Consider the following 11,522-nt stretch of genomic DNA (forward strand, 5'->3'; position numbering starts at 1 on the left):
CATCACAACCGCGTCGCCGCCCCCAAGGCGTTGGAAACGTGGCATGAGCATCATGGTCCTTTTGGCCCTGCTGGGCGCGGCGATGGGCTCGTTCGCGGCGCTGGCCGCCGAGCGGCTGTTGCGGGGTGAGCCGCTCGCGCTGGCCCGCTCGCGCTGCGTGTCGTGCAACGCGACGCTGCGGGCGCGGGATCTGGTGCCGCTGCTGTCCTATCCGCTGTTGCGCGGGCGCTGCGGGCACTGCAATGCGCGCATCCCGCCGGTGCTGTGGCAGGCCGAGATCACCGGGCTGGTGATGGGAGCGGCGGCAGCATGGGCCGCGCCGGACCCGGCGCGCGCGCTGCTGCTGGCCGCGTGGATGTGGTCGCTGCTGGCGTTGGCGCTGGCCGATCTGCGCCGCTTTCGCCTGCCCGAGCCGTTGATGGCGCTGACCGCCGCCCTGGGGCTGGCGCTGGCGCTGGTCGGGGATGGCACCGGCTGGCCCGACCTCAGCGAGCGGCTGACCACCGCGCTGTGGGGGGCCGCGTTGGGGGGCGGGGCATTCTGGCTGGTCCGCATGCTTTACGCGTGGCGCACGGGGCGCGAGGGGATGGGGCTGGGCGACGTGCTGCTGATGGCCGCCCTTGGACTCGCACTGGGACCGGTGCGCCTGCCGCTGGTCGTGCTCTTCGCCGCCGGAACCGCCCTGACGCTGGCCCTGCTGCGCGCGCGCAGCAAAGGGCGCAGCCTGCGGCGATTGGGGCGCCTTCCGTTCGGCGCGGCTTTGGCGCTGGCGGGCGCGCTGGTGGCGGTGCTGCCCAGCGCCTACTGACCGGGCGCCAAGCGCGAGCGCAGCACTTCGCCGCGTTCCTCAAGGATCGGCACGGCCACGGACACCAGCAGCGAGTTGATCTCTTTGAGCGCGCGCAGCGCCTCAAGATGCCAGTGGCTGGTGGCAAGGCTCTCGGGGTTGCCCGCGCTCAACCGCGCCAGATGCGCCTGATGGCTGTCGCGTTCCAGCGCCCGCATCACTTCCTTCTCGCGCATCAGCCGTCGCGCCGCGTCGGGATCGCCCGAGATTAACACGTTCATCGCCAGTTGCAGATTCACCATCACCCGTGCGTGCATCGCCAGCAGCTCTTCCTTGCCGACCTGCGAGAACCGCCGCCCGCTCGCCGCCTTTTTCTGCGCCAGCGGGGCGAGGGTCTTGGCGACGATATCGCCCGCGTGCTCCAGATTGATCGCAAGCCCGGTCAGTTGCAGCGACTCGCGTGCCTCTGTGGGGTCAAGACCGCCCTCACCGAGCGCGGCAAGGAACAGTTTGATGTCGGCGTGGCGGCGGTTCATCTCGTCGTCCAGCATCGTCGCCGTGGCGATGATCTCGGGCGTCGGGGTGCTTAACATCTCGGGCGCGGGGCGCAGCATTTCCTCAAGCGCGGCCCCCATCAGCAACAGTTCCCGCTTGGCCGAGGCCAGCGCCAGCTGCGGTAGCGCCAGCGTCGCGCGGTCCAGCGCGGATTTGCGGCGCTGGCCGGGCTGGATCGGTTCAGGCAAGACCGGCGCGAAGAGCGCGGCCAGCTTGATCGCCGGGGCGATCAGCGGTAGGGCGAAGACGACAACCACGGCGTTGAACAGCAGATGGCCGTTGACGATGCGCACCGCTTCGCCCTGACCCAGCCAGACCGGCAGCTCTGCGCCTGTCACGGCAACACCTGCCAACAGCGCCAGCGCCGCCGCGCCGCGCAGCAGCAGGTTGCCCAAGGGGATACGCCGCGCGACCGGCACCATCCCGCGCGTCAGCCACACGGCGATCAGCGCGCCGCCGGTGTTCGCGCCCAGCAGCATCGGCAGCGCCGCTGCCATCGGCAACGCACCGCTCTGCGCCAAAGCGGCGAGCAAGAGCACCATCGCGACCGAGGAATGCACGGCCCAGGCCAGCAGCATCGCCAGCACAAAGGCGGTCAGCGGGTCGCGGCCCAGATATTCCATCGCCACCGGCAGAGCGGCGGAATCGCGCAGCGGTTCGGTCGCCTGACTGATCATTTGCAGCGACAACAGCACAAAGCCGACGCCCAGAATGATCCGACCATATTGCTTGGCACGGCGGATCTCGATTTTCAGGAACAGCACGCAACCGGTCAGGATCAGGATCGGCACCAGCGCTTTCAGATCCAGCGCCAGCAACCGCACCACCAGCGCCGAGCCCAGATCCGCGCCCAAGAGCGCCGCCAGCCCCGTCGCCACGCCGATCACACCGCTGGCCGCAAAGCCCGCCGCCAACACACCCACCGCCGTCGCGCTCTGCAGCAGCATCGCCAGCACGCCCCCCGCCGCTGCCGCACCGATGCGACTGCCCGCCGCCCCTTGCAGCCGGTCGCGCAGCGCCGCGCCATGCGCGCGCTCGATCCCGGTGCGCACCATGCGCACGGCGTAGAGCAGCAGCATCACCGCCGCCGCCAGATTGATGATGATCAGAATCGGATGCATCGCCCGCCCCTCACCGCGCCCGCCGGAACAATTGAGCGCGGGCATACAGCGATTCCATACGCTGCAGCCGTTCCGAGGTCTTGTCCCAACTGCGGTTCTGCACGCCGGCCAGCAAGGCCTCGGTCAGCATGACCAGCGAGGTGATCGAATCCCAGGCACTGGGCGCTTCAATGTGGCAGGGCAGGATATGCTGGGCATGCGCCGCCGCCGGCGACACCCAGCGGTCGGTGATCAGCACCACGACCGCCCCCTGCGCCCGCGCCATTTCGACGATGTGCAGCACGCTGGTCTCATAGCGGCGGATGTCGAAGGCGACCAGCACGTCACCCTCGCGCATGTCCAGCAGCGCGGGCGGCCATGAGTTGGGCAGGTTGGACCACAGCGTCACCTCACCGCGCGTGACGCGCAGCGTGGTGGCGAAATATTCGGCGACCGGATGGGTCAGCCGCCCGCCCAGCATGGAAATCCGCCGCGCAGGATCGGCGAGCAACTCGGTCACTGCGTCAAAGCCCGCATGGTCGATCTGGCCCAGCGTGGCGCTGAGGTTCTCGATCACCTTGGCCGCGAAAGCATCGAGCACATGGTCAGGATCAGCATTCTCGGCCCGCGCCCATTTCTCGCGCTTGGCGATGGGCGAGGCGAGCTTTTCGCCAACTTCCTCGCGCAGTTGCGCCTGAAAATCGGGATAGCCGGTATAGCCCAGCTTCTGCACCAGCCGCACCACGGTCGGCCCCGACACACCCGCACCCCGCGCCACCGAGGCCACCGACCCCAGCACGGCCACCGGATAATTGCCCAGCATATGCGCGGCCAATTGCCGTTCGGCCCGCGTCAGATCGGGCATCGCTGCGCGCAGGCGGGCTTCGGGGGTGTCCGGGGACTCAGGGGTTGGTGCGTCGCTCATCGTCTTGCCACTACTATGCACAGAAAACAGCCTAGCGCCGTTTGTTCGATTTGTAACAGAAATTCCACACCCGAAAAGAACTTGACATATTCGGGGCCGATGGCCGAGGCTTGAGCCATTCGCGACCGGAGATTTCGTCGATGTCTCAGCCCGCCCAGCGCGCCGCCAACAGCCAAGCCTTGTCCCTACCGCGTTTCGACGGGGTGGTCGAGCATTGGCGCGCCGATGGCACGCCGGGCAAGGGGGAAACCCCGGCCGGAGTGGTGCTGATCTGCGAACACGCCTCGAACACGCTGCCCGAGGATTACCCCGAACTGGGCGGCGATCTGGGGCTGGATGCCGACACCCGCGCCTCGCATGCCGCCTATGACATCGGCGCGCTGGGGCTGGCGCGGGGGCTGGCAGCGAGGCTGGCACGGGTGGCAGGGGGCGCGGTGCTGGTGCATGCGCCGCTGTCGCGGCTGGCCTATGACCTGAACCGCGCGCCCGATCATCTGGCCGCGATGCCGCCGAAATCCGAGCTGCATCTGGTGCCCGGCAACCAGAACCTGACCGCCGCCGACCGCGTGGCGCGCACGCAGGCGATCTGCCAGCCTTTCCATGCCACGGTGGCGTCCGAGATCGCGCAACTGGTCGCGCGCGGCCGCCGCCCGGCGCTGATCGCGGTGCATTCCTTCACGCCGGTCTATTTCGGCCAGACCCGCGACGTCGAATTCGGCGTGATCCATGACGACGACACCACGCTGACCATGGCGGTGATGCTGGCGGCCAAGGATTGCGGTCTGGATACCCGCCTGAACGAGCCCTATTCCGCCGCCGGAGACGTCACCCACACCATCCGCCTGCATGCCGTGCCGATGCGCCTGTCCAACACCATGCTGGAAATCCGCAACGACCTGATCACCGACGCCCCCGCGCAGGACGCCATGGCCGAGCGTCTGGCCCCGGTGCTGGCAACGGCGCTGCGCGAAACGGGGGCGGTGTGATGCCCGGCATTTTCGTCGCTTACGTGCGCTGGGTTGAGCGGTTCAACTGGCTGCTGGGCCGCGTGGCGATGTATTCGCTGCTGGCGCTGATGGGTGTCTTGCTGTGGGGCGCCGTGGCCCGCGCCGCAGGCTCGCCACCGATCTGGACCGACGAAATGGCCCAGTTCATCCTGATGGGCTATTTCATGATCGGCGGGGCCTATGCGCTGCAGCTCGGGTCCGCCGTGCGCATGGACCTGCTCTATTCGCGCTGGTCCGACAAGACCCGCGCGCTGGTCGATGTGCTGACCATCGGCACGCTGCTGTTCTATCTGGGCGTCCTGCTCTGGGGCGGCTGGGAAAGCCTGCAATACGCGCTGGAATACGGCGAACGGCGGCGCGGCTTGTGGCGGCCCTATATGGCGCCGATCAAGATCATCATGGTGTTGGGCATCCTGATGATGCTGCTGCAATGCACCGCCTTCCTGATCCGTGACATCGCGCGCCTGCGCGGCAAGGAGATCTGATGCCCACGGAATTAATCGCCGCGCTGATGTTCGGCACGCTGTTGATGCTGATGCTCACCGGTCAGCGCATGTTCGGCGTGATCGGCTTTGTCGCCGTGGTCGCGGCGCTGTTCCTGTGGGGTGACCGGGGCGGGCATGACATCGCCTTTGCCCAAGCCTTCAAGCTGATGAACTGGTTTCCGCTGATCACGCTGCCGATGTTCATTTTCATGGGCTATGTGCTGTCGGAAAGCCGTCTGGCCGATGACCTGTACCGGATGTTCCACGTCTGGTTCGGCCCGGTGCCGGGCGGGCTGGCGATTGGCACGATCGTGCTGATGGTTCTGATCTCGGCGATGAACGGGCTGTCGGTCGCGGGCATGGCAATCGGCGCAACGATTGCGCTGCCGGAACTGCTCAAACGACGATACGACAAACGCATGGTCACCGGGGTGATCCAGGCGGGCTCATCCCTTGGCATCCTCATCCCGCCCTCGGTCGTGATGGTGCTTTATGCGATGATCGCGCGGCAGCCGGTGGCGCAGCTGTGGCTGGCGGGCATTCTGCCGGGGCTGCTGATGGCGGGGCTGTTCATCGCCTATATCTGGATCCGCTGCCGGATCAATCCGGCGCTGGGTCCGGCGCTGAGTGAAGAAGAACGCGCCAGCATCACCAAAGCCGAGAAATACCGCCTGGTGATGGCGGGCGCGCTGCCGCTGGGCATCTTCTTTGTCATGATGGTGCCCTTTGTGCTGGGCTACACGCGGCTGGTGGAAAGCTCGGTCATCGGGGCGCTGGCGGCCTTCATGGCGTCGGTGCTCAAGGGCCGGATGAACCGCAAGGTGTTCGAGACCTGCATGCTGCAAACCCTGTCGATCAGCTGCATGTTCCTGTGGATCATTCTGGCAGCGCTGGCCTTTGGCGCGATCTTCGACGGGCTGCGCGCGGTGGATTTCGTGCGCGAGCTGTTCCTGACCGATCTGGGCCTGAACCGCTGGGAAGTGCTGATCCTGATGCAGCTCAGCTTCATCATCATGGGCACGTTTCTGGATGACACGGCGATGCTGGTCATCGTCGCCCCGCTCTATGTGCCCATCGTGCGGATGCTGGAATTCGATCTGGTGTGGTACGGTGTGCTTTACACGATCACCTGCCAGATCGCCTATATGACGCCGCCCTTCGGCTATAACCTGTTCCTGATGCGCGCCATGGCCCCCAACGATGTGTCGCTGGCCGATATTTACCGCTCGATTGTGCCGTTTGTTGCGGTGATGATCCTCGGGCTGGCGCTGATCATGGCCTTCCCGCAGATCGCGCTGTGGCTGCCGCAGACCCTGTATGCCCGCTGATACCAAGAGGCCTCAAGGCCCCCACCCCAAGTCCAACAGAATGGAGATATGACCATGACGACGACCAGACGGAAGTTCTTGACCACCAGCGCCCTGGGCGGCGCTGCGGCACTGGCCGCTCCTGCCGTTCAGGCGCAATCGACGATCCGTTGGCGCATGCAGACCTATGCCGGTTCGGCGCTGGGCGAGTTTGTGGTGAAACCGGCGGTTGATATGTTCAACAGCCTTGCCGGCGACGAAATGCAGATCGACCTCTATTACGCCGACCAGCTGGTGCCGACGGGCGAGCTGTTTCAGGCGATGCAGCGCGGCACGATTGATTGCGTGCAGTCGGACGATGACAGCATGGCCTCGCCGACCGAAGTGACGGTGTTCGGCGGCTATTTCCCCTTTGCCAGCCGCTATTCGCTGGACGTGCCCGCGCTGTTCAACAACTGGGGCCTGAAAGCGATCTGGGAAAGCGAATACGAGAAGGTCGGCGTCAAGCATATCTCGGCCGGGTCGTGGGATCCATGCCACTTCATCACCAACGACCCGATCACCTCGCTGGCCGATCTGGCGGGCAAGCGCGTGTTCACCTTCCCGACCGCCGGGCGCTTCCTGAGCCAGTATGACGTGGTGCCGGTCAACGTGCCCTATGAGGACGTGCAGATCGCGCTGCAAACCGGCGAGATCGACGGTGTCGCCTGGTGCGGCGCGACCGAGGCCTATACCGTCGGCTGGGCGGATGCTGCGAATTACTTCCTGACCAACAACATCTCGGGCGCGTGGATCGGTCACTTCTTTTCGAACATGGAGCGCTGGAACGAGCTGTCGCCGCATCTGCAGAACCTGCTGGCGACCTGCTTCGAGCAGTCGCATTACCACCGCCAGCACTGGTACTGGGCCGGTGAGGCGCGCTACCGGACCGAAGGCGGCAAGCTGGAGCTGACCTCGATCCCCGATGCGGAATGGGCAGGCGTGGAAACCGCCGCGCGGACGTTCTGGGACGAGATCGGTGCCGAGTCCGAGGTCAAGGCGCAGGTGGTGCAGATCTTCAAGGACTACAACGCCGCGATGGACCGCGCCGGGCGGCCGTATCGCTATTCGTAAGCCGGGAACCGGGGGGCTGCTCGCCCCCCGGACCCCCTCGCCAGAGGGGGGAGCACGCTCCCCCCTCTGGACACCCCCCGTGGATATTTGAAGACAGAAAATGGGGCTGATCCCCGGTTGGCCGAGATGAGGACATGATGCGCGGACTTCTGACGTTGGAGACCCTGGCCAAGGCTTTCGAGGCGGGCGAGATTGACACGGTGGTGGTCGCCGCCGTGGACATGCAGGGCCGCCTGATGGGCAAGCGCTTCCACGCCGCGCATTTCCTTGAGCATGGCTGGGAAGAGACGCATTGCTGCAACTACCTGCTGACCGTGGACATGGAGATGACCACCGTTCCCGGCTATGCCACCGCCAGCTGGGCGCAGGGGTATGGCGACTATGTCATGAAGCCGGATCTGGCGACGCTGCGCCGGGTGCCGTGGCTTGAGGGCACGGCGCTGGTGCTGTGCGATCTGCTCGACCACGCGACGCACAAGGAGGTCCCGCAATCGCCGCGCGCTATCCTGAAGCGGCAGATCGAGCGCGCCAAAGCGATGGGCTTTGACGCGATGATGGCGACCGAGCTGGAATTCTATGTCTTCGAGAACAGCTATGATCAGCTGCGCGACAAGGGCGCGCGCGATCTGCAGCCGATCTCCGGCTATAACGAGGATTACCACATCTTCCAGACGTCCAAGGAAGAGCCGCTTATGCGCGCGCTGCGCAACGGGCTTTATGATGCGGGCATCGAAGTGGAATGCACCAAGGGCGAGGCGGATGCCGGACAGGCCGAGGTCAATGTGCGCTACAGCGACGCGCTGACCGTTGCCGACCAGCACAGCCTGATCAAGACCGCCACCAAGGAGATCGCCCACGCTCAGGCCAAGTCGGTCACCTTCATGGCCAAGTATGACACCGACAAAGCGGGCAGCTCCAGCCATGTGCACCAGTCGCTCTGGGGTGCGGACGGCTCGGCGGCCTTTGCCGACGCCGACGACGCCCATGGCATGTCCGCGCTGATGAAGCAGTTTCTGGCCGGTCAGCTGGCCCATGCCCGCGAAATCACGCTGTTTCTGGCCCCCTATGTGAACAGCTACAAGCGCTTCACCGTCGGCCTGTTCGCCCCCACCAAGGCCGTCTGGTCCCCCGACAACCGCACCGCCGGTTTCCGCGTCTGCGGCGAGAAGACCAAGGGCGTGCGGGTGGAATGCCGGATCGGCGGAGCGGATCTGAACCCCTATACCGCCTGCGCGGCGCTGCTGGCGGCGGGGCTGGACGGGATCGAGCAGAACCTCGAGCTGGAACCGGCGCTGAGCGGCGATATGTACAATGCCAAGGACGTGCGCGAGATCCCCAAGACGCTGCGCGAAGCGGCGGATCTTGCCGAAACTTCGGACTGGTTGCGCGGGGCTCTTGGCGCCGAGGTCGTCGAGCATTATGTGCACGCCGCGCGCTGGGAGATCGCCGAAACCGACCGCGTGGTGACCGACTGGGAGCTCAAGCGCGGGCTGGAACGGGCGTAACCCGACTGGCCCCGGGGGCCGCAGATTTTTAACGACCCGGGCGGCGCGCTGACCAAATCCAGACCCCGCCGGGAACCCTGCAAGGTGTGACATGACCAAGACCATCCAATGTATCTCGCCCGTCGACGGGCGGGTCTATGCCGAGCGCCCGGCCCTGCCTCTGGCCGAGGCGCAAGCCGCCGTTGCCCGCGCCAAGACGGCGCAAAAGGCCTGGGCCGCGCGCCCGCTCACTGAGCGGATCGCCATCGTCAAGGCGGGGATCGCCGCGCTGAACGCAACGCGCGCGCAGGCGGTCGAGGAACTGGCCTGGCAGATGGGCCGCCCCACGCGCTATGGCGGCGAATTTGGCGGGGTGAACGAGCGGGCCGAGTATATGGCCTCGATCGCCGAACAGACGCTGGCCCCCAAGATCGTTGAGGAGTCCGAGCGGTTCCACCGCGCGCTGGCGCGCGAGGCGGTCGGCGTGGTCTTCGTCATCGCACCGTGGAACTACCCCTATCTGACGGCGATCAACACCATCGTTCCCGCGCTGATCGCGGGCAATGCGGTGATGCTGAAACACGCCTCGCAAACGCTGGTGGTGGGCGAGCGTCTGGCCGAGGCCTTTGCCGCCGGTGGCGTGCCCGAGGGCGTCTTCCAGAACGTCACGCTGGACCATGCGACGACCGAGGCACTGATCGGCGCGCGCAGCTTTGGCTTTGTGAACTTCACCGGCTCGGTCGGCGGCGGCGCGGCCATCGAGCGCGCGGCGGCGGGCACCTTCACCGGCACCGGGCTGGAGCTGGGCGGCAAGGATCCGGGCTATGTGCGCGCCGATGCCGATCTGGACGCGGCGGTCGACGGGCTGATGGACGGCGCGATGTTCAACGCGGGGCAGTGCTGCTGCGGGATCGAGCGGATCTACGTGCACGAGTCGCTCTATGACGCCTTTGTCGAAAAGGCAGTTGCCTGGGTCTCGGCGCTGAAACTGGGCAACCCCTTCGACGCCGACACCACCATCGGCCCGATGGCGAATGTCCGCTTCGCGCGCACCGTGCGCGAGCAGGTGGCCGAGGCCCTGGCGGCGGGCGCGACCCCGCTGATCGACCCGGCGCTGTTCCCCGCCGATGATGGCGGGGCGTATCTGGCGCCGCAGATTCTGGTGAACGTGGACCATTCCATGCGCGTCATGCGCGAGGAAAGCTTTGGCCCGGTCGTGGGGATCATGAAAGTCTCGGGCGATGCGGAAGCCATCGCGCTGATGAACGACTCGCCCTATGGCCTGACCGCCTCGATCTGGACCCAAGACTCCGATGCCGCCGCCGAGATCGGCGCGCAGATCGAGACCGGCACGATCTTCATGAACCGCTGCGACTATCTCGACCCGGCGCTGTGCTGGACCGGGTGCAAGGACACCGGGCGCGGCGCGGGCCTGTCCGAGCTGGGCTATTACGCGGTGACGCGGCCGAAATCCTACCATCTCAAGAAGGTGACGAAATGAGCGTTCCCACCATGAACTGGTCCTACCCGACCTCGATCAAGTTCGGCGTCGGACGGATCGGCGAACTGGCCGATCATTGCAAGGCCGTGGGCCTGAAAGCCCCGCTGCTGGTGACAGACAAGGCGCTGGCGGCGCTGCCGATCACCGCGCAGGCGCTCGATGTGCTGGACGCCGCCGGACTGGGGCGCGGCGTGTTTTCCGACGTCGACGCCAACCCGACCGAGGCCAACATGGCCGCCGGAATCGCGGTGTACAAGGCCGGCGGGCATGACGGGGTGGTCTGCTTTGGCGGCGGCTCGGCGCTGGATCTGGGCAAGATGATTGCGCTGATGGCCGGTCAACGCGCCGATCTCAGCGTCTGGGATCTGGAGGATGTCGGCGACTGGTGGACCCGCGCCGATGCCAGCGCCATCGCGCCGATCATCGCGGTGCCGACGACGGCGGGGACGGGGTCCGAGGTCGGGCGCGCGGGGGTGCTGACCAATGCGGTGACGCACAAGAAGAAGATCATCTTCCACCCCAAACTGATGCCCACCGTGACGATCTGCGACCCGGCGCTGACCGTCGGCATGCCGCGCTTTATCACCGCCGGAACGGGCATGGACGCGCTGGCGCATTGTCTTGAGGCGTATTGCTCGCCCTTCTACCACCCGATGAGCCAGGGCATCGCGCTGGAAGGCATGCGGCTGGTGTTCGAGAACCTGCCCAAGGTTTACGCCGATCCGACCGACCTTGAGGCGCGCGCGCATATGATGTCGGCAGCGGCGATGGGCGCGGTGGCGTTCCAGAAGGGGCTCGGCGCGATCCATTCGCTCAGCCACCCGATCGGCGCGGTCTACAACACCCACCACGGCACGACGAATGCGGTGGTGATGCCGATGGTGCTGGACTTCAACCGGCCAGCAATCGAAGACCGCCTGCCCCGCGCCGCGGCTTATCTGGGCATCGACGGCGGCTTCGACGGATTCCGCGCGGCGGTAATGGACCTGCGCGAAACGCTGGCGATTCCGCAAACGCTGACAGCGCTGGGGGTCACCAACCCGGATCTGGACACGCTGACGGCAATGGCGCTGGAGGACCCGTCCTGCGGCGGGAACCCGATCGAGATGACAGCAGAGAACACCCGCGCGCTGTTTGAGAGCTGCCTCTGATTGCTGCAAAAACAGGGAGGGGGGCCTTGCCCCCCTCTTGGCCTGACGGCCAATTCACCCCCCAGGATATTTAAGGACAGATGATAAGGTTCCGTTAACCCTGTTTC

Annotated in this window: 10 protein-coding genes; 8 read left to right on the forward strand and 2 right to left on the reverse strand. The window is 66.2% G+C overall.

Features of this window, described 5'->3' with window-relative positions; genetic code table 11:
• Positions 1 to 43 precede the first annotated feature (43 nt).
• Positions 44 to 808, forward strand: a complete 765-nt coding sequence (locus tag EAE28_RS07955; protein WP_127105287.1) for a prepilin peptidase — start codon at positions 44 to 46, stop codon at positions 806 to 808.
• Here the strand turns inward: EAE28_RS07955 and EAE28_RS07960 are convergent.
• Both EAE28_RS07960 and EAE28_RS07965 read right to left on the reverse strand, forming a co-directional pair.
• Positions 802 to 2,508: a Na/Pi cotransporter family protein gene (locus tag EAE28_RS07960; RefSeq protein WP_220443903.1), complete on the reverse strand. Its 1,707-nt coding sequence runs from the start codon at positions 2,506 to 2,508 to the stop codon at positions 802 to 804. The two genes, EAE28_RS07955 and EAE28_RS07960, sit on opposite strands and share 7 nt — an antisense overlap.
• Positions 2,474 to 3,367, reverse strand: a complete 894-nt coding sequence (locus EAE28_RS07965) for a MurR/RpiR family transcriptional regulator (RefSeq protein WP_127105289.1) — start codon at positions 3,365 to 3,367, stop codon at positions 2,474 to 2,476. Before EAE28_RS07965 ends, EAE28_RS07960 begins: the two co-directional genes overlap by 35 nt.
• A 140-nt stretch (positions 3,368 to 3,507) precedes the next feature.
• Between EAE28_RS07965 and EAE28_RS07970 the strand changes: the two genes are divergently transcribed.
• The 7 genes from EAE28_RS07970 (at position 3,508) to EAE28_RS08000 (ending at position 11,415) form a co-directional block, all read left to right on the forward strand.
• Positions 3,508 to 4,353, forward strand: coding sequence for an N-formylglutamate amidohydrolase (locus EAE28_RS07970; RefSeq protein WP_127105290.1), 846 nt, complete (start codon positions 3,508 to 3,510; stop codon positions 4,351 to 4,353).
• Positions 4,353 to 4,859 (forward strand): TRAP transporter small permease subunit, encoded by a 507-nt coding sequence (locus EAE28_RS07975; RefSeq protein ID WP_127105291.1) that lies wholly within the window; start codon positions 4,353 to 4,355, stop codon positions 4,857 to 4,859. Before EAE28_RS07970 ends, EAE28_RS07975 begins: the two co-directional genes overlap by 1 nt.
• On the forward strand, positions 4,859 to 6,187 hold the full coding sequence (locus EAE28_RS07980) for a TRAP transporter large permease (RefSeq protein ID WP_127105292.1): 1,329 nt from the start codon (positions 4,859 to 4,861) through the stop codon (positions 6,185 to 6,187). Before EAE28_RS07975 ends, EAE28_RS07980 begins: the two co-directional genes overlap by 1 nt.
• Before the next feature lie 54 nt (positions 6,188 to 6,241).
• Positions 6,242 to 7,279: a TRAP transporter substrate-binding protein DctP gene (gene dctP, locus EAE28_RS07985; RefSeq protein WP_127105293.1), complete on the forward strand. Its 1,038-nt coding sequence runs from the start codon at positions 6,242 to 6,244 to the stop codon at positions 7,277 to 7,279.
• Positions 7,280 to 7,416: 137 nt separating this feature from the next.
• Entirely contained in the window at positions 7,417 to 8,784 is a 1,368-nt protein-coding gene (locus EAE28_RS07990; protein ID WP_127105294.1) for a glutamine synthetase family protein, read from the forward strand.
• A 91-nt stretch (positions 8,785 to 8,875) separates the two neighbouring features.
• The gene (locus EAE28_RS07995; protein ID WP_127105295.1) at positions 8,876 to 10,264 is read left to right on the forward strand and encodes an aldehyde dehydrogenase family protein; all 1,389 of its coding nucleotides are present in this window, start codon (positions 8,876 to 8,878) and stop codon (positions 10,262 to 10,264) included.
• Positions 10,261 to 11,415, forward strand: a complete 1,155-nt coding sequence (locus tag EAE28_RS08000; protein ID WP_164736578.1) for an iron-containing alcohol dehydrogenase — start codon at positions 10,261 to 10,263, stop codon at positions 11,413 to 11,415. The genes EAE28_RS07995 and EAE28_RS08000 overlap by 4 nt, the downstream gene beginning before the upstream one ends.
• Positions 11,416 to 11,522 lie beyond the last annotated feature (107 nt).

Source organism: Pararhodobacter zhoushanensis, from assembly GCF_003990445.1.
In the GTDB taxonomy this organism is placed as follows: domain Bacteria; phylum Pseudomonadota; class Alphaproteobacteria; order Rhodobacterales; family Rhodobacteraceae; genus Pararhodobacter; species Pararhodobacter zhoushanensis.